Below are 18,595 nucleotides of genomic sequence, written 5' to 3' on the forward strand. Positions count from 1 at the left end.
AAGACGGGGCCCTGCGCCCCGTTTTTCCACCCTTTTTTTATCCCGTGCCCTTTGTGACAACATCAGCCTGATGCAGGAATAAAATGACTAAAGACATTCACCAGCACCGTATCCTTATCCTCGACTTCGGTTCCCAGTACACCCAGCTGATCGCCCGCCGCGTGCGCGAAATCGGCGTCTACTGCGAACTGTGGGCCTGGGACGTAACCGAAGAGCAGATCCGCGAATTCAATCCGAGCGGCATCATCCTCTCCGGCGGCCCCGAGTCCGTCACCGAAGCGGGCAGCCCGCGCGCCCCCGAGTATGTGTTCAACGCCGGTGTCCCTGTGTTCGGTATCTGCTACGGCATGCAGACCATGGCTGAGCAGCTGGGTGGCAAGGTGCAATCCTCTACCGAGCGTGAATTCGGTTACGCCAAGGTGGAAGTGCTGGGCGAGGCTGGCAAGAGCAGCGCACTGCTGCGCAACATCGAAGATGCCATCGCCGACAACGGCAATGCCCTGCTGGATGTCTGGATGAGCCACGGTGACAAGGTCACCACCATTCCGGCCGACTTCACCACCATCGCCCAGACCCCGACCTGCCCGCACGCGGCCATGGCCAACGAAGCCAAGCGCTTCTACGGCGTGCAGTTCCACCCGGAAGTGACCCACACCCGTCAGGGTGCCCGCATGCTGGAGCACTTCGTCAAAGACATCTGCGGCTGCGAATGCCTCTGGACCCCGGCCACCATCATCGACGACGCCGTTGCCCGCATTCGCGAGCAGGTGGGTGACGATGAAGTGATCCTCGGTCTCTCCGGCGGTGTCGACTCCTCCGTGGTTGCCATGCTGGTGCACCGCGCCATCGGCGATCGCCTGACCTGCGTCTTCGTTGACAACGGCCTGCTGCGTCTGAACGAAGGCGAGCAGGTGATGGAGATGTTTGGTGACCACTTTGGTCTGAACATCATCAAGGTTGAAGCGGAAGAGCGCTTCCTCTCTGCCCTGGCCGGTGTTGACGAGCCGGAAGCCAAGCGCAAGATCATTGGCCGCGTCTTCGTTGAAGTGTTCGACGACGAAGCGAAAAAGCTGAAAAACGCCAAGTGGCTGGCACAAGGCACCATCTATCCGGACGTTATCGAATCCGCTGCCAGCAAGACCGGCAAGGCCCACGTCATCAAGTCTCACCACAACGTCGGCGGCCTGCCGGAAGAGATGAAGATGGGTCTGGTCGAGCCGTTGCGCGAGCTGTTCAAAGACGAAGTACGCCGCGTTGGTCTGGAGCTGGGTCTGCCCTACGACATGCTCTACCGTCACCCGTTCCCGGGCCCGGGTCTGGGTGTGCGCGTCCTTGGCGAAGTGAAGAAAGAGTACTGCGATATTCTGCGCCGCGCCGATGCGGTCTTTATCGAAGAGCTGCGCAAAGCCGACCTCTACAACCAGGTCAGCCAGGCGTTCGCCGTCTTCCTGCCGGTGCGCTCCGTTGGCGTGATGGGCGATGGTCGCAAATATGACTGGGTCATTGCCTTGCGTGCTGTCGAAACCATCGACTTTATGACCGCCCACTGGGCTCACCTACCGTACGACTTCCTCGGTCACGTATCGAACCGCATCATCAACGAGATCAACGGTATCTCCCGCGTGGTGTACGACGTTTCCGGCAAGCCGCCCGCAACTATCGAATGGGAATAAGCGGCGCTAGCCCTTCTACCCTTCGAGCATAAAAATGCAAAAAAGACGCCCTTGAGGCGTCTTTTCTTTTCTCAATCGTTTGCGCCACACATCTTCTTTTTTCGAGCAGCTTTTTCGCCAACTTGCCCCTGTCATATGTGACAGGGGCATTTTTGCCATCCCGCACTAGGCTCTCTCATGCCAATTGAGCCCGCTGTCAACAGCGGCTCGTGGCTGGGGGGAGGGCTGATCCAGTTACAGATAGCTGCGTAAATTTGCCCATTGTTATCGCGCCAACCGGCAGTGATGACACCCCGGTGGAGACCGGAAACCACTTGAATCAACGGGGCGCAGCCCGAACGGCCAAACGAGTCGGGATCATAGAGCACGGAGAGTTTGATATGTCAGAACAAGCAGTGTTGGTGGGTGGATGGACCGCATATCACAAGCTGACCGCCGAAGATCAGGCGGTATTTGATCAGGCGCTGAAAGGATTTGTCGGGGTGCAATATGTACCCTTTGAAGTCTCCACTCAAGTGGTGGCTGGCACCAACTACCGCTTCAAGTGCAAGAGCACAGTGCCGCTTGCCAAACCGATCCATGGCGAAGCCGTGGTGCAGATCTTCAAATCACTGGACGGGGATGCCCATATCACCTCCATCACCCCGATCTGATGGGGTTGCGGGTAAGGCGGGGAGGGGGAGATCTCTTAACCGGTTTGCTCCAGACTCCAGATAAAAGAAAAGACGCCTTAGGGCGTCTTTTCTTTATCTATGCTCCGGCACTGCTGATATGTGGTCGGTATTTGTACTTATTAATTGATTTGTTGATCTTGCTCATCAAAATCTCATCCCCCTCTGTTGCTTATCTGCCTTGCTCGGTATGATAGTCGTTTGGAGATGTATGTTTTGGTTTTATCTATGAGCTAGGTGGAAACCGCAGTGGATGGAAGCGAATGCGATCAGATGCTGGTACCAGTTTGGTAATATTATGATTTAAAATGATTTTTTATGATGGTTGTGAAAATGAAGCGGCGTTATACGGAGAGTACTGTTATTGAATCAGTACCGTCTTCTATCTAATTAGTGTTAGCTTACATATGAATGAAAATTAACTAGGTTAGAGGGTATGTCGAAGACAAAGAAAAAAATTTCAAGGAATTCGTCAAAGAAAGTTTTCCACCAAGTTCCTATTATGAATAAACCCTCCAGACTGAAGCAATTTTGGACCTTTTTGATTGGCAGTGGTTTATTATTAGTATTATTACAGGTTTCGTTTAACTATATTAATGAAAGTGTGACTGTATCGTTTATTAGACCATTAGGTTCTGGTTATGAATTCAAAGTGACCAATAGTAGCCCGGTAGATTATACCATAGAAAAATTTAGGGTTTTTCCAGACGTTAATCAGGAAGTCGTTTTCATTCTTACAAAAGATATTCTTATTGAGTTGCCAGTTGATGGATATGGTGTTTCTGTGCCTGGTGGTAATGAAACATACATTCCTGCTTATGAATTCAAAGAGTTAGATGGTATTGATATTTCTTCTAATAGTAGTGAGGTATTTAGGGTTCCACCACTATCGGCTCGTGCTTACTATAAACCAGCGGCAATGATAGTTTTTATCGAATATAAGGTGATGCCAACAAACTTGTTTATAAATTTTTTCCATAAAAAGCTAGCTAGTTTTGGATGGATAAATTCAGTTACAAAGAACAAGTATTTGGTTTCTGGTGACTATTGGACGCCGCTAAGTTTGACTTCTGAAATATCAGCTTTGGAGGCCGCATGTAGAGATACAGAATGGTTTTCTAAAAGTTCAAAGTGCAAATTTTAAGCCTGAAAATGCCTCAAGAGGGATTGTCAACACGTAGAGTTTCTAGTCACTTAGACCGGCGTTATTATTTCATGAAATTTATAGATAGAGGTTATCTTTGATAAAGAACAAAAAATTATACGCCTTTGCTACGCATGTTCGATGGCAACTTTCATTTTCAATATATCTATCTGTTTTAACTTATCTAGTTATAAAGCATAAAGTGGAACTATATGGTGGTTCTTTTATTGATTTTTCAAAAAGTGATGCGCTGTCATTTACGGCAGGAATTATGACAGTGTTAGCATTGTTTTGTAGTGTATGTTTTGCATTCATTTTGCATCATATGCAAAACGGAAAATCTGAACGTCTAACTCTAATTAGTCAATTAATGGCAGAAATATGTTCTCTTAGAGATTATTTGTTTTCCAATGAAATGCCAGATAGCAATGGTATTTGTAAGCGGTTAGCTCTCGAATTCATCTCAAAAGATCCCCAAGACTTTCCATATATGACGAAGTCTGAAGTACACGAAAATTTCCATGAACATCTGAAGAAACTTGATGATAAAAGTTACTCTAATTATCTAAAGATCACAACATATATTGGGAATATAGAAAAGTACAATTCTGCGCTTTTCTTGGCTGCTATAAAACAAATCACTTCTCAGACGATACTCTCGACGTTAGCTAAAGGGCTTATCTTGGTTTGCTTAATGTTGGCTTTATATGTGTCTTTATTCCTCTTTAACTTTAACGGGTATTCAGTTGAGCTTGCTGGTTTCGCAATATTTGTTGGGATAATGACGGTACAGGTGTTCATTGAGTTTACCATAGATGTCTGGCGATTTTTAAAAGAAGACCTAGATTTTGTTGATTGGGAAGGGGGAACAGAATAACAATCTGTTCAAGAGGGATTCGCAACGCGTAGCATTTTTTACTATGTTTTGATTTAAGTTTTTAAAGGGGGGCTGTTTCATTATTGCGTTGTTCACTCCTCGTGATGTTAATCAGAGAATTGTCGTAGGGTGCAATGAAATTGCACCTCTACTTTTGTTCCTCATTCCTTGCACTAAAGCCGCTCGACAAATGGTGCAATGCGCTGCGCTGATTGCACCCTACGTCTTTTCGTCAATCTGTTGGGGTGGGGCGGCTGAGCGCTGAGCCTTGCCAAAGCAACAAACGGGGCGATCTGCGCCCCGATTCTTCTTATGTCCCCGTTTTATATCGCCACACGCTTGTCTGGCGCTGCCTGATTGTCTGCTGACTCATTACCAAGATGCCTGTGTTCCTCATCAGGCGGACAGAAAAAGCCCACCTTCACTCATACCTCGCCGCTTCCCAGGCGTGTATCGCCTGTTTGCGGGTTTCGCCCCAGTGATAGCCGCCGAGTCTGCCGTTTTGCTGGATGACTCTGTGGCAGGGGATCATCAAAGCGACGGGGTTGGCGCCCACCGCCAGCCCCACGGCGCGGGCGGCTTTGGGATTGCCGACGGCGCTCGCCACCTGGGCGTAGCTCACCACCTTGGCGGGCGGGATCTGCAGCAGCGCCCGCCAGACGCTGATCTGAAAGTTGGTGCCGCTCACGTGCAAGGAGATGGGGCGATCCGGCGCCTTGCTGCCATCGAACATGGTGTTGATGATGTTCTGGGTGCGTGATGGCGCTTCTTGCAGCCTTGCCGCAGGCCAGCTGTGGGCGAGGGCGGCCAGCGGCGTCTCTGGGGCCTTTTCATCGAGAAACGAGAAGTTGCACACCCCCCGCGGGGTCAGGGCGACGAATGCCTGACCAAAGGGGGTGTCGTGCACCCCGTGATCGATAACCAGCCCGGCCCCGCGTTGCTTGTACTCGCCCGGCGTTACCGCTTCGAGTTGCACGAAGTGATCGTAGAGCCGCGAGCCGCTGCTAAGGCCCAGGGTATCGGCCACCTCAAGCAGCGGGCGCGACTCCTGCAACAGCGCCTTGGCCCGCTCCAGGGTCAGCACTTGCAGATAGCGTTTGGGCGTCACTCCGGCCCAGCGGCTGAACAGCCGCTGGAAGTGAAAGGGACTTAAGTGCACGTGCGCCGCTATCTCGTCCAGAGTGGGCTGGCGCTCCACCTGACTTGCGATAAAACGGATGGCATCGGCGATGCGGGCGTAATCAGACATAAGGCGCTCTCACGATAAGGTTTCGGTCGCAGGATCTTGGGGGCGACAAGGTCATGTGCGACAAATTGATACCCCACCATCGGCCAGCAGGGCAATGCCGGTGGTAAAGCTGGATGCATCGGACGCGAGATAAAGGGCCGAGCGGGCGATCTCCTCCGGTTGGGCCAGCCGTTTGAGGGCATGCATATTCTGCACAAAGGCGAGACTCTCCGGCGTATCGGTAAAGGCCCGTCCCATCGGGGTGTCGGTGCCCCCCGGCAGCAGGGCGTTGACCCGAATCCCTTGTGCCCCATACTCGGCAGCCAGCACCCGGGTCAGACCGATGAGGCCCGCCTTGCTCGCCGCATAGGCCGCCATGCCGGGCAGCCCCAGGGTATGGCCGACAAAGGTAGAGGTAAAAATAAGCGAGCCGCCGCCGCGCGCCTGCATGGCGGGGATCTGGTACTTGGCTCCCACAAAGGCGCTGGTGAGGTTGGTATCCAGAATTTCCTGCCACTGCGTCAGCTCAAGCTGCTCTACGCTGCCCGGCATGCCTGTGGTACCGGCGTTGTTGAAGGCGATATCGAGCCCGCCGAAACGGGTCAGCGCGAGATCCACCAGATCGCGGGCGTAAGTCTCGCTTTTCACATCTCCCGCCAGACTCTCCGCCTGGCCCCCCTCGTGGCGGATCTCCTCCACCAGTAGATCCAGCTCGGGCTGGCGGCGGGCGCCGACGACGACACTTGCTCCCTCCCGGGCAAACAGGATGGCGCTGGCGCGACCGATGCCGGAGCTGGCGCCGGTGATGATGGCGACCTTGTTGGACAGTAATGACATGGCAGTTCCCTCGCTGAGTGTGCTGTGCGTCAGATTTAGAGGCGCACAAGGTTGGCAGTAGATTAGAACCCCAATAGGTTCCAACCGACTTGGGTTTGGCCCCCACTATGGCAACCACTCCTCGCTGGAACGACCCGAATCTTGCTCTCTTTGTTCCCAAGTCGTTTTGCGACATGTCGATACAGGCCTTCGCGGCAACAAAAGGGGAGAACTGCGCCCCGAATTCTTTATAATGCCCCCCTTTAAAATCGCCGGACCCGAGTTCGGCGTGCGCTGATGGTCGCTGTGCCATCAGGCAGATCATCAGGATTGAGAAACGGTTATGCATACTCTGGAACAGCTGCGCGCAGGTGAACTGTGCGGTGCCCGCCATCTGAAGCTTTCTGAAAACCTGACGGAGTTCCCCAGCGAGATTTTGAGCCTGAAAGAGACGCTGGAGGTGCTGGATCTCACCGGCAACCAGCTAAGTACGCTCCCTGACGAGCTGGCCGGGTTTGGCAAACTGCGCATTATCTTCTGCTCCGAGAACCGATTTACCGAGCTGCCCGAGGTGCTGGGGCGTTGCCCGGCGCTCACCATGGTGGGCTTTAAGGCCAACCAGATTGTCACTGTCTCGGCCAAGGCGCTGCCCGCCGGTTTGCGCTGGCTGATCCTGACCGATAACGCAATTGAGCAGCTGCCCGATGAGCTGGGCCAGTGCGACGCCCTGCAAAAGCTGATGCTGGCGGGCAACCGCCTGCCCGAGCTGCCGGCCAGCCTTGCCAACTGCCGCAAGCTGGAGCTGCTGCGTATCGCTGCCAACCGCATCGAATGCTTCCCCGAGTGGCTGCTCTCGCTGCCTCGCCTTTCATGGCTTGCCTACTCCGGCAACCCCTTTAGCGAAGGGGCGGAGGCGCGGGCCATCAATGATGCCCATGTCGAACCCCTTGCCTGGGAGACGCTGGCGCTGGGCGAGCTGCTGGGGCAGGGAGCATCCGGCGTTATCCATCGCGCCACCCTTGTGGCTAATCCTGCTGATGCAGTGATTCAGGCGAGCGATAGAGGCGTTGGCAGTCAGGTGGCGGTCAAGCTGTTCAAGGGGGCGGTGACCAGCGATGGCTTGCCCCGCTGCGAGATGGCGGTATCGCTGGCGGCGGGCACTCATCCCAACCTTATCAAGGTGATGGGCAAGGTGGCGGATCACCCCTCCGGTATTCCGGCGCTGGTAATGGAGCTGATCGATCCGGCCTTTGCCAATCTGGCCGGGCCGCCGAGCCTGGACTCCTGCACCCGGGATGTCTATCCCGAGGGGTTGCGCCTGAGTGTGCCGGATGCGCTGGCGATGGCCCACGGCATCTCCTCGGTGGCGGGCCATCTGCACCGCGCGGGCATCATGCACGGGGATCTCTACGGCCACAATATTCTGTTTACCCGCGGGCCTGACGCGCTGGCTCGCGCCCTGCTCGGGGATTTTGGCGCCGCCTCTTTGTATGACCGCTGCGACCGCGAGCGGGCCGTGGGCCTTGAGCGACTGGAAGTGCGCGCATTTGGTTGCCTGCTGGAGGAGCTGCTGGCCCATTGCGATACGCAAGGCTCACAGCTCGATGGGCTGCATCAGCTCAAAGCGGCCTGTCTCTCGGAACTCCCCGCCGAACGCCCCGATTTTGCTTATATCGAGCGTCAGTTGGCGGCTGCTCGCGCCACGCTGTCGTGATCTTTCTGGCGTTGGCGGGCACGTTTTGGCCTGCCAACGTCATTCCCTTCTCTCAGTAATGGCTATAAATGCATGACGTATTTGCATGGATTGGTGTGCCTTGCCCGTTATAAGCACAGCCAATAGCGCCGATTGCGACAGCGAGGCGCAGGGCAAGGGGATGTCCCGTCATTCGCTCGATAACACGCAGAGGCTGCGCGGCAAAAAGGGAAGGGCAGAGGGTTGCGCGGTGCCGGTTAAGTTGTGATATTGAGGCATCTTTAGTACAGAAGGGTAATAACGATGGAAGCTGCGTTTTGGCATCAGCGTTGGGAAGAGAACCGAATTGGCTTTCATCAGGCGGACTTCAACCACTGGCTGCAATCCTGGTGGTCAGCCCAGCAAGCGGACGAGCCGGTGCTGGTTCCCCTGTGCGGCAAATCCCGCGACATGCTCTGGCTGAGCGCTCAGGGCCATCCGGTCGACGGGTTCGAGCTATCGAGCCTTGCCGTCAGCCAGTTCTTCAGTGAAAACCAGCTCGCCGCGAGCGCCAGCTCCTTGAGATCGACCCGGCGTTCCTCCGGACTCACCACCAGAAACAGCCGCTCGCTTTTCGGCTCGCGTAAAAAGAGGTTCTTGGTCTTGGCGGCGGGTAGGTCGGGCAGTAGCCTGCTCGCCTCCTCACAGGTAAACACGGGGGGATGATCGAAACGCTGGTAGGGGATAGCCAGCTGATCCAGCAGGGAATAGATTGCCACAAAGACTCCTTTTGTCGGCGAAGAGTGGTCAGAACGGGATGGGCGGGAATAATGACCGGATCGAGCTTACCAGTTTGACTCCCGCCCCGCAGCCAGCGTGATGATTGCGAGCAGGCACTGTATGAACGTACAATAGTCCCATTCTCGGACAGCCCCTTTATGCTTCATGACTGCAACCCAGCCCACCGTACCCGCCACTCCGCCCCTCGACGGTTTTATCCTGACCCGCCACGGTCGGGACGTGCGCGGCCGCAACGGGCTGCCTGCAACCACCGAAATCGTGATGTGGCTCTGGAGCGCGCAGGGGCCGGTGCGGCTGGTGGTGCCGGGGCAGGAGCTGGTGTTCTTCTTGCCGCAGAGCCATATGGCAGAAGCCGCCGAGCTGTTCAAGGGGGCCGGGGTGAGCGGGCGGTTTCGCCGCCTGCCGATGCACACCTTCGATGGCCGCCCTGTGGTGGGCTGCTATTTCGCTACCCTGAGTGCCTTTCACCGAGCCATCGAGCTGCTGCTTATTCGCGGGTTGGAGCACTTCGAGGCGGATATCCGGCTGCCGGAGCGGTTTCTGATGGAGCGTTTCATCACCGCTGGTGTGTGCTTCGATGGCCGGGTGGTAAAAAAGGGGGGCAAGCAGGGATACTGGGAGGTCAACGAGGCACGCTGCGCGCCGCAGGCGGTGACACCGACCCTCTCCTGGGTGTCCCTCGACGTGGAGTGCGCCATGGACGGGGCGCTGTTCTCGGTCGGTCTTTACAGCGAGCAGGATGCGCGGGTCATCATGATCGGCACCCCGGAGGCGGATGCCGAGAGTTGGGGCACCCAGGTCCAGTGGGTAGAGGACGAGAGCGCCCTGCTGAGTGCCCTGGAGAGCTGGTTCAGCCTGCATGACCCTGATCTGGTGATTGGCTGGAACGTGGTCAATTTTGACTTTCGCCTGCTGCTGCGCCGCGCCGAGCTTAACAAGCGGAGGCTGCGGCTTGGGCGGGGGCGCGAGCTCTGTTTCTGGCGCTCGTCACGGGGCGATCCCCAGACCGGCAACGTTATTATCCCCGGGCGCATGGTGCTCGATGGCATCGATACCCTGAAAAGCGCCACCTGGCAGTTTGCCAGCTACAGCCTGGATGCGGTGGCGAGCGAACTGCTCGGCCGTGGCAAGGATATCGAGGATGTGGCCAATCGGGGGGAGAAGATCACCGAGCTGTTCCACTCCGACAAGGAGGCGCTAGCTCGCTATAACCTGGAAGATTGCAAGCTGGTGTGGGAGATCTTCGACTACTGCCATCTCATCCCCTTTGCCATCGAGCGCGCCTCCCTCACTGGTCTTGAGCTGGACAGGGTAGGGGGCTCGGTGGCGGCCTTTACCAACCTCTATCTGCCGCGGCTCCATCGTGGCGGCTACGTGGCCCCCAATCTGCCAGCCGACGGTGGGCTGGCGAGCCCCGGCGGCTATGTGATGGACTCCAAACCAGGTCTCTATCGCCACGTGCTGGTGCTCGATTTCAAGAGCCTCTATCCCAGCATCATCCGCACCTTCTGCATCGACCCCATGGGACTTATCGAGGGGCTGCAGCATCCCGAGCACGCCATTCCGGGCTTTCGCGGCGCCATGTTCTCCCGCGAGCGGCACTTCTTGCCGGATCTCATCGCTACCTTGTGGGCGGCGCGGGATCGGGCCAAGGCCGCCAGCAACAAGGCGCTCTCCCAGGCCATCAAGATCATCATGAACTCTTTCTACGGCGTGCTGGGGTCGGGGGGCTGCCGTTTCTATGATCCGCGCCTAGCCTCCTCCATCACCCTGCGTGGTCACAGCATCATGCAGCAGACCCGCGAGTGGATTGAAGAGAAGGGGTTCGAGGTGATCTATGGTGACACCGATTCCACCTTTGTCCATCTGGGGCGCGAGACCAGCCCGGATGAGGCGGACGAGATTGGCCAGCGACTGGCGCAAATGATCAACGATAACTGGGCTGCACTGATCAGGCGCGAGTTCGATCTGCCGAGCTATCTCGAGATCCAGTACGAGACCCACTATCGCCGCTTTCTGATGCCCACCATCCGCGGGCTGGAGAAGGGCAGCAAGAAGCGCTATGCGGGGCTGGTTGGCAAAGCCAGTGAGCGGAGTGAACAGCTGGTATTCAAGGGGCTCGAATCGGTGCGTACCGACTGGACCATGCTGGCCAAGCAGTTTCAGACCCGCCTCTATGAGCTGGTATTTCACGATGAAGATCCCAGCGGCTATGTGCGCACCATGGTGGATGAGACTCGTGCCGGTCGTCACGACGATCTGCTCATCTACCGCAAACGGCTACGCCAGAAGCTCGAAGAGTATCAGAAGAATGTGCCGCCCCATGTGCGGGCGGCGCGGCTGGCCGATGAGGAGAACCTGCGCCGTGGTCTGCCCCAGCGCTATCAGCATCGGGGCGCCATCGCCTATCTGATGACCCTTAATGGCCCCGAGCCGCTGGAGTACAGGCGCAGTGCCATCGATTACGAACACTACATAGACAAGCAGTTGCGGCCCATTGCCGATGCCATCCTGCCCTTTATCGGCGAGTCGTTCGACCGGATCTGTGGTCAGCAGCTGGATCTTTTCTGATTGGTGCAAGATGGCACTTTACTTCCCATAAATACTGTATAAAAATACAGTTATAAATCATGGAGAAGTTTCCTATGCGTCTTGAAATCATCATCGACAGAAAACATCAGATCCCGACCTCGACCATGGAGGCGCTGCGTCAGGAGCTGCTCAAGCAGCTTGGCGAAAAATTCCCCGACATCCATGTGCGGGTCGCACCGGGCAGTGCCATGGCCCTGACCGTTAGCCGTGCCAGCAAGGAAGACAAAGAGCTGGCCGAAGCCATGGTGCAGGAGGTGTGGGAGAACGCCGACAGCTGGATGCCGGAAGAGAACGTCGCCTCCTGATCCCGCACTGTCAGTGGATAACTCGGGCGTTGGATAAATGGGTAGCTGATAAACGGGCATGCCCGCGAATGATCCGCTGATCCCCGGACAACAAAAACGCAGCCAGGTGGCTGCGTTTTTTGTGGGTGGTGAGAGGCTCGCGGTGGTTTTTCTAGCTCTGGGTTGAGCCAGGCCCGTTACAACCCCGCCCAGCTTTTCAGGCTCTGCTGTTGCACCCGGCGATTGGCTTCGCGGATCTCCCCCCTAGCGCGCAGGTCGGCCAGCGCAATGGGCAGTGCGGCGCGGATCTCGGCACTGCTCATCCCGGCTTTGAGGGCCGGGTGATAGGCCATCTTGAGCAGCACATAGTCCAGCCCGGTCAAAAAGCTGTCGATGCTGTTGTCATTGAAGATGGAGGGAAACACCTTGTCCGAGTCGTTGGGCAGCCCCATCACCTGGGTGAACTCCTCCACCACGCAGTCGAGAAAGCGTCCCTTGGCCCGGCTGTAGTCTATCGGAATGATGATGGTGGCACGGCTGATCTCGTGTTTTGCATTGGTTGCGAAGTTGGCAAGGCAGAGCCCCTCCTTGAGCGCCATCTTGACCGATGGATCCCCCCCCATGGTGCGGTTGGCCCAGCTCTTCATCTTGCTGTAGTCGGTCATGATCAGGGTGAGGTTGGGCTTTGCGGACACCATGCTGATGGGGTGGCCGGTGATACGGGCCAGATGGGCTGCCTGTACCTTCACCACGTCGGCCTGCAGCGGCTTGTCACCTGACTCGTTGATAAGTTGCAGCCGGATCGGCTGCTGCCAGCGGGCAAAACGGGTCTGCCTGGCTTCGCCATACTCCCGCTCCATGGCGATGGCCATAAAGCTCTCGGTGAGATAGCTGTCGCTCTGCCAGCGCTCATCGGCCCGGGCGCTGTGGCCTGCGAGCAGAAGCAGCAGGGCCAGCAGCCCGCGTGACGCGCGGCGGGGACGGGCAGCGCGGCCCAAGTTGGCCATTACCAAAGTGGCAATAAAGCGCGTGGCACCAAAGGGGGTGGCGGCAAATGACATGTTTCCTCCCTGAAACGGTTGTCAGCCTAGCGGTTGGCCTTGTCGATATCGCGCCAGGTGAGCCAGAGCCTGAGATCAAACTCCAGTTGATGATAGTCCGGCTCCATGTGCTGGCAGAGCTGGTAGAAGCTCTTGTTGTGATCCTTCTCTTTGATATGGGCCAGCTCGTGCACCACGATCATTTTCAGGAACGGGGGCGGTGCCTCCTTGAACAGGGCGGCGATGCGGATCTCGTTCTTGGCCTTGAGCTTGCTGCCCTGCACCCGGCTGACGTAGGTGTGCAGGCCGAGGGCATCCTTGATCACGTTGATTTTGCCATCGAACACCACCTTTGACAGGGGCGCCGAGCTCTTGAGGTAGCGGTTCTTCAGCTCCATGGTGTAGGCGAGCAGCGCCTTGTCGCTCTGGATCTGGTGGCTCTCCGGATAGCGTTTGGCCAGCATCTCCCCCAGCTTGCCCGCCGCAATCAGCTGCTGTACCTGTGCCTTGAGGGGGTCGGGATAGCCGCCCAGATAAGTCAGTTCCGCCATGGTGTTACTCGTTACATCAAAAAGAGCGTCATTGTAGTTATCTCGGGCGGGCTCTTCAAACGCTCAGGGCCTGCTCAAGGATACTAGAGACAAGAAGCTGTCGACCGAAGGCGGTTAATCGGTCATTTTTATAGCTGTTCACTGGGGTACCTCGGGTGATTAGTTTGGTTGGCGCCTCCAATTCTCCGGGAATGCCCAGAGTGAATAACCTACAGAGAGGTCAGATCTAGGGAACTGGGGGCGATTCAGCATGACTCGTTCGTATGGATTGGTGTGCCTCTGCACGTTATAAACGCAGCCAATAGCGCTCATTGCGACAGCGAGGCACATGGCAAAGAGAAGCCCAGTCTTTCGCCCGATAACAGGCAGAGGCTGCGCGGCAAAAAGGGCAGGGCAGAGGGTTGCGCGGTGCCGGTTAAGTTGTGATATTGAGGCATCTTTAGTACAAAAGGGTAATAACGATGGAAGCTGCGTTTTGGCATCAGCGTTGGGAAGAGAACCGAATTGGCTTTCATCAGGCGGACTTCAACCACTGGCTGCAATCCTGGTGGTCAGCCCAGCAAGCGGACGAGCCGGTGCTGGTTCCCCTGTGCGGCAAGTCCCGCGACATGCTCTGGCTGAGCGCTCAGGGCCATCCGGTCGACGGTTTCGAGCTATCGAGCCTTGCCGTCAGCCAGTTCTTCAGTGAAAACCAGCTCGCCGCGACCGTGAGCGAAATGGGCCCTTATCAGTGCCATCAGGTGGACAGCCTGCGCATTTTTCAGGGGGATTTTTTCGCCGCCTCCAGTCTGGGCCGCCGTTACCGGCTGGTCTATGACCGCGCGGCGCTGATCGCCCTGCCGACCGCGATGCGCCGCCAGTATGCGGCCCTGATCAGTTCGCTAGTCGAGACCGGTGGCCAGATCCTGCTGGTGACCCTTGAATATCAGCCTGAGCAGCAGAGTCAGCCCCCCTTCTCGGTGGGTGAGATAGAGGTGCGGGCGCTGTTCGAGCGCGATTTTCGTATCGAGGTGCTGGGGCGCGCCGCCGAGGTGGATCACCCGCGGGTGTTGTCGGGTCAGCTCTCCTACTTTGATGAGGTAGCCTACCGGCTGGTTCGCCGGGGTTAACGGGCAGCTAACGGGCGGCCAAAGGGTGGTCTGCGCCGACAAATCATCGGGCTGCATGCTCTTCGCTACCTCCTTTGACGTAGATCAACGTGACTGGCGGGGGGAGTGCCTAATATGAGGCTGTTTCTCAATCACTGTTGGCATTGCAAAGCGAGTATCGGGTCTTTCCCGCTTGCTGATCAGCAACTCAGTGTCTGATTTTCACGCTCATGTTCACTTTTGGCGGCTTTGGTCGCAATTGTTATGGTTTTTCCAGCCGACCCAGATGGGTCGGCTTTTTATTGCCTGCGATTTGCCGTGGGCAGGAAAAACGGGGGAGTGCGAGGTCTGATCAGGCCTCGAAGGTGGCGGCATTGAGCCGAAATGCCCGTGGGTCGTCGATAAACTGGCCGGTGATCCGCTCGTCATGTTCGTGCCCCTGACCATAGCTGCAGAGGATCAGCCGATCGGAGGTGCGCGATCGCAGCTGGGTGATAAAGCGCACCAGATCGGCGCGGCTCAACTTGCCCACCTCATCGCAGACCCGCTCCCGTTGATCAAACCCCAGATCCTTGTTGCCGATGCTGACCCACAGCCGCTGGCCGCGACTGCGCAGGTTGGCATCCCGCTCGCTCAGCTGGGCTTGCAGTCCCGCCTTGCTCTCCTGCCACTGCTGCTCGGTAAATTCGAGCATGGCGAGCGGGAAGAGGTCGATAAACTCCTCCACCGCATCGAGCAGGATCTGCGGCCCCGCCACCGGCGACTGGATATAGAAGATCAGGCCCGGATGGCGATTGAGGGGCAGGTTGCCGGCGCCCACCACATACCCCAGTTGCTGACGGGTACGTAGCTCGTGGAAGAAGGTGGAGGACATGATGTGGTTCGCCAGAGTGAAGCAGGCGAGATCCCGCGCCCGGGTGGTGCGGGACTGGTAATAGACCAAGAGCGCCGAGTCTTCGTGATCGCAACCCTGCTCGCGAATAAGGGTGCCTCTGTCCTGAATGGAGATGAGCGGGCGGCGGGTCTCGCCGCTCGGCTTGCTGCTGGTGCCATTGATGTCGCTCAGGTGGCGCTCCATCAGGGCGGCCAGCTCCAGCGCTTCGGCGGCAGTCCAGTCGCCATGCACCAGTGCCTCGACATGCACCTCGCCAAACAGCTGGGCCACGAAGCCGGGCATCTCTTCCAGCTCGACGGTGCGCAGGTGACGCAGCAACTGCTCGAACGGCGGGTTGTTGGGTTGCAACAGGCTGGTGAGCTGGTTAAAGAGCTGGGAGATGGGGCGCGCCTTGGACTGGTTGTCCCAGTTGCGGATGAGCTGCTCCTTGATCTCGGCGAAGCGACCCGGATCCGGATACCCCAGGGTGCGGTTGCCGAGGATCATGTCGAGCAACAGCGGCTGCTTGTCGGCAAAGCCGCTCAGGTTGATGGTAAAGCCCCCCTGATGGGCATAGATCTGATAGCCCAGCCCCGCCAGCTCCGCCGGATAGGTGAGGGCGTTGAGATGGTCGGCCAACAGCTCCACGGCGAGGCGCGCCATGGCGATATTGCGCGGATTTTTGACTGCATGTTCGCTGTCGATGGAGATATAGAGATTGCCCTTGGGCACGCTGAACAGGTGCTCATGGAGGTGCCAGAGGCGAAAACCGGGGCGATCGATAAGGCAGGCGGGCATGTCGGCGGCAAGCTCGGGTGTGCGCGGATCGAGCCTACTGCTGATAAAGGGGTTGGGCTTGGGCAGCACCAGCGCCGGATCCGGTTCGCTCTGCTGCCAGCGAATTTTCTCGGCCTCGGTAATGGTCGCCACGCTGTAGGGGGTCTGATACCAGCGGGCCAGCCGATCGGTCGCCACTTCCGGTGCAGTGATGGTGATACGCAAATTGTGCGGGGTGAGCTTGGCGAGGAAGCGGCGGATCAGCCCCTCGTCATATTCGCGCATCATGTAGTCGCCGTAGAGCAGATCCTCTGGTTTGTAGCTAAAGAGGTTGAGCACCAGCCCCGATACCGTATCGAGGGGGCGGCCGCGCTCCTGAAAACGGAACGCCGATTCGAGTACGGTCCGTTTTTCGTCATAGCGCCAGCTCTGCAGCCCTTCGCGGCCAATCAGTTTCAGATAGCCAAACAGGGCGGCGAGGATGTCGTCCACATGCTCAAGGCCCAGAGGTGTGAGGCCGAAGTTGACGCCAAAATCCTTGAAGTTGGCGCCGCTGATGCCACCGCCCGCAGAGAGCTGGTTGACCCAACCTTTTGCCTTGAGCAGGGAGAGCAGGCTGCCATCCCCCTCGTAGCCAATCAGATGACTCAGGAAGGTGAGGGGTTTTTTGTCGTAAAACTCGTCCACATTGGGCAGGGGGAAGCAGAGCGACAGCTTGCGGGTCTCCTTGACCGGATTGATGTGGATGCGCACGCCGAGATCGTCGAGCCGGTAGAGTGGCATGGTGAGGGTCGGGGTTCCCAAATTGCGATTCAAAATGGGAGCAAAGTAGCGACAGCACCACTGCAACTGGGTATCGATGGATTCCGGCGAGATCATCACCAGCGCCATGCGATCCGCGCTGTAGTGGCTTTCGTAAAAACGGATAAGGTCGGAGCGCAGATCCCGTCCCGGCAGATCGGCCAGGGTATCGAGGTTGCCCACCGAGAACTTGGAGAAGGGGTGCGCCGAGTTGACCGTCTCTTTATGCACCTGATAGCTGCGGCGCATGTCGTCCTGCAGCTTGAGGCGATACTCGGAGTCGACCGCGTTGCGCTCCTTGTCCACCCACTCCGGATCAAAGGTGGGGCAGATAAAGAACTGGGAGAAGCGAGCCAGCCCTGCTTCGAAGAAGCCGTTGTCGATCTCGAAGAAGAAGTTGGTGAACTCGGTACCGGTCCAGGCGTTGTTGCTGCCGCCATGACGGCTCATAAATTGCTGGTACTCACCAGGCTTGGGGTAGGTGCAGGTGCCGAGAAACAGCATGTGCTCCAGAAAATGGGCCATTCCCTGCCGGTCGGCGGGATCGTCAAAATGGCCGGTATTGACCGCCAGCGAGGCGGCAGATTTGTCGGTGTCGGGATCACAAATCAACAAGACCCTGAGCCGGTTGGCCAGCTCCAGAAAATGGTATTGCCGATGGTCATTGGGACTGGCATATGGGCTCATTGGCGTGTGACTCACGTTGGATTTATTTGAATTTAAACATGATTATCGACCCCGCTATCCCGTCAGGCAAACCCTTTTCTGAGAGGTAGCGCAATTGTTTCCACACCCGTGGCGGGGTAAGATCCCCCGGCTATCAAAACAGGCCCGTTGGGCGAGGTTGTAATGAAGATCTATATCATGCGTCATGGCCAGGCTGGCATGAATGCGAAAACAGATGAACAGCGTCCATTGACCGAGCAGGGTATTGAAGAGTCTATCCAGATGGCCCGCTGGCTGGCGCCTCAGCTGATTGGCCCGCTGGATCGGGTGATCCACAGCAACTATCTGCGGGCACGCCAGACCTGGCAAGCCATATGCAGTGAATTACCTGACGCAGCAGCCGTTGAAGAGAGTGGCGACATTACCCCTTATGGTGATCCCGCTTTCGTGGCCAGCTACCTCACCACTCTGGCTGAGCAACATGGCCAGATCCTGATGGTCAGCCATCTGCCGCTGGTGGGTTATCTGGTGCAAAGCCTCTGCCCGGCCGCAGGAGCACCCATGTTCGCCACCTCGGGCATCGCCTGTATCGAGTGGCACGATGGCAAAGGAACCTTGCTCTGGCTCGAAGGGCCGCATACAATAGGCTAAAAGTTAATAAAAAGTTATAGGTTGAATTTTTTGGGAAGAGATGGGCGAGTTTTCCGGATTTTTATAAGTACTTTACGGAATTAATTCGCAGAAGCTGCTGTCATACGGATACAACTGCAAGAGGTTGCAAACGATGAGAGTGTTCAAGAAGTACCTGCCACTGATGGTGGCAAAGCATGTCAAAACCTTCTTTAAAGGTCGGATTTACATCCATGGTCGGGGGCGGTTTGATTTCCAATCCGGTTTGTTGCTGATGCCGAATCCGGCGGATATTCCCCACCGCCAGACAGTCACCGAGGTCAACGAGCTGATCTCCAGACTGCACATGGATGCCGCGTGATGCGCTTCTGAACCTGTTTCTGCACTGATATGCCCGCACTTTTGCGGGC

16 protein-coding genes and 2 pseudogenes are annotated in these 18,595 nt (G+C 56.9%); 11 read left to right on the forward strand and 7 right to left on the reverse strand.

Going from position 1 to position 18,595, the window contains the following annotated elements:
- Positions 1-83 precede the first annotated feature (83 nt).
- From guaA to AB5Y76_RS18090, 4 genes are all read left to right on the forward strand, one after another.
- Positions 84-1,673: a glutamine-hydrolyzing GMP synthase gene (gene guaA, locus AB5Y76_RS18075; RefSeq protein WP_040066364.1), complete on the forward strand. Its 1,590-nt coding sequence runs from the start codon at positions 84-86 to the stop codon at positions 1,671-1,673.
- A gap of 380 nt (positions 1,674-2,053) precedes the next feature.
- The gene (locus AB5Y76_RS18080; RefSeq protein ID WP_005337011.1) at positions 2,054-2,326 is read left to right on the forward strand and encodes a hypothetical protein; all 273 of its coding nucleotides are present in this window, start codon (positions 2,054-2,056) and stop codon (positions 2,324-2,326) included.
- Between the two features lie 520 nt (positions 2,327-2,846).
- Positions 2,847-3,488 (forward strand): hypothetical protein, encoded by a 642-nt coding sequence (locus AB5Y76_RS18085; protein ID WP_263717098.1) that lies wholly within the window; start codon positions 2,847-2,849, stop codon positions 3,486-3,488.
- A gap of 97 nt (positions 3,489-3,585) precedes the next feature.
- Positions 3,586-4,365, forward strand: a complete 780-nt coding sequence (locus AB5Y76_RS18090) for a hypothetical protein (protein WP_263717099.1) — start codon at positions 3,586-3,588, stop codon at positions 4,363-4,365.
- Positions 4,366-4,786: 421 nt separating this feature from the next.
- Here AB5Y76_RS18090 and AB5Y76_RS18095 read toward each other — a convergent pair whose 3' ends face one another.
- Together AB5Y76_RS18095 and AB5Y76_RS18100 are read right to left on the reverse strand one after the other, a co-directional pair.
- Entirely contained in the window at positions 4,787-5,614 is an 828-nt protein-coding gene (locus AB5Y76_RS18095; protein WP_263717100.1) for a bifunctional transcriptional activator/DNA repair enzyme AdaA, read from the reverse strand.
- A gap of 51 nt (positions 5,615-5,665) precedes the next feature.
- Positions 5,666-6,430 (reverse strand): SDR family oxidoreductase, encoded by a 765-nt coding sequence (locus AB5Y76_RS18100; RefSeq protein WP_263717101.1) that lies wholly within the window; start codon positions 6,428-6,430, stop codon positions 5,666-5,668.
- 322 nt (positions 6,431-6,752) lie between these two features.
- Between AB5Y76_RS18100 and AB5Y76_RS18105 the strand changes: the two genes are divergently transcribed.
- Positions 6,753-8,123, forward strand: a complete 1,371-nt coding sequence (locus AB5Y76_RS18105) for a leucine-rich repeat-containing protein kinase family protein (RefSeq protein ID WP_263717102.1) — start codon at positions 6,753-6,755, stop codon at positions 8,121-8,123.
- Positions 8,124-8,291: 168 nt separating this feature from the next.
- Here AB5Y76_RS18105 and AB5Y76_RS18110 read toward each other — a convergent pair whose 3' ends face one another.
- On the reverse strand, positions 8,292-8,477 hold the full coding sequence (locus AB5Y76_RS18110) for a hypothetical protein (protein ID WP_263717103.1): 186 nt from the start codon (positions 8,475-8,477) through the stop codon (positions 8,292-8,294).
- Here AB5Y76_RS18110 and AB5Y76_RS18115 point away from each other — a divergent pair.
- Positions 8,406-8,645 (forward strand): annotated as a pseudogene (locus tag AB5Y76_RS18115) (thiopurine S-methyltransferase); the annotation flags it as partial. The gene AB5Y76_RS18110 and the pseudogene AB5Y76_RS18115 overlap by 72 nt on opposite strands.
- 5 nt (positions 8,646-8,650) lie before the next feature.
- Here the strand turns inward: AB5Y76_RS18115 and AB5Y76_RS18120 are convergent.
- Positions 8,651-8,860, reverse strand: a pseudogene (locus AB5Y76_RS18120) (YbaK/EbsC family protein); the annotation flags it as partial.
- A gap of 166 nt (positions 8,861-9,026) precedes the next feature.
- On the opposite strand from AB5Y76_RS18120, the gene AB5Y76_RS18125 reads away from it, so the two are divergent.
- On the forward strand, positions 9,027-11,453 hold the full coding sequence (locus AB5Y76_RS18125) for a DNA polymerase II (protein WP_263717104.1): 2,427 nt from the start codon (positions 9,027-9,029) through the stop codon (positions 11,451-11,453).
- A gap of 74 nt (positions 11,454-11,527) precedes the next feature.
- The gene (locus AB5Y76_RS18130) at positions 11,528-11,779 is read left to right on the forward strand and encodes a DinI family protein (protein ID WP_005352362.1); all 252 of its coding nucleotides are present in this window, start codon (positions 11,528-11,530) and stop codon (positions 11,777-11,779) included.
- Between the two features lie 176 nt (positions 11,780-11,955).
- Here the strand turns inward: AB5Y76_RS18130 and AB5Y76_RS18135 are convergent, their stop codons facing one another.
- The gene (locus AB5Y76_RS18135; protein WP_263717105.1) at positions 11,956-12,819 is read right to left on the reverse strand and encodes a DUF2927 domain-containing protein; all 864 of its coding nucleotides are present in this window, start codon (positions 12,817-12,819) and stop codon (positions 11,956-11,958) included.
- 26 nt (positions 12,820-12,845) lie between these two features.
- A complete protein-coding gene (locus AB5Y76_RS18140) occupies positions 12,846-13,349 on the reverse strand; it encodes a M48 family metallopeptidase (RefSeq protein WP_005333421.1) in 504 nt (167 codons plus the stop codon).
- Between the two features lie 461 nt (positions 13,350-13,810).
- Between AB5Y76_RS18140 and AB5Y76_RS18145 the strand changes: the two genes are divergently transcribed.
- Complete coding sequence (locus tag AB5Y76_RS18145) at positions 13,811-14,458, forward strand: thiopurine S-methyltransferase (RefSeq protein WP_263717106.1); 648 nt, start codon at positions 13,811-13,813, stop codon at positions 14,456-14,458.
- 331 nt (positions 14,459-14,789) lie between these two features.
- On the opposite strand, the gene AB5Y76_RS18150 is transcribed toward AB5Y76_RS18145, so the two are convergent.
- Complete coding sequence (locus AB5Y76_RS18150; RefSeq protein WP_263717107.1) at positions 14,790-17,576, reverse strand: insulinase family protein; 2,787 nt, start codon at positions 17,574-17,576, stop codon at positions 14,790-14,792.
- 162 nt (positions 17,577-17,738) lie between these two features.
- On the opposite strand from AB5Y76_RS18150, the gene sixA reads away from it, so the two are divergent.
- The gene (gene sixA / locus AB5Y76_RS18155) at positions 17,739-18,206 is read left to right on the forward strand and encodes a phosphohistidine phosphatase SixA (RefSeq protein ID WP_263717108.1); all 468 of its coding nucleotides are present in this window, start codon (positions 17,739-17,741) and stop codon (positions 18,204-18,206) included.
- A 133-nt stretch (positions 18,207-18,339) separates the two neighbouring features.
- Positions 18,340-18,546: a DUF1107 domain-containing protein gene (locus AB5Y76_RS18160; protein ID WP_005336998.1), complete on the forward strand. Its 207-nt coding sequence runs from the start codon at positions 18,340-18,342 to the stop codon at positions 18,544-18,546.
- The last annotated feature ends 49 nt before the right edge of the window (positions 18,547-18,595 follow it).

Source organism: Aeromonas sp. R1-2 (assembly GCF_040908505.1).
Lineage (GTDB): Bacteria > Pseudomonadota > Gammaproteobacteria > Enterobacterales > Aeromonadaceae > Aeromonas > Aeromonas veronii.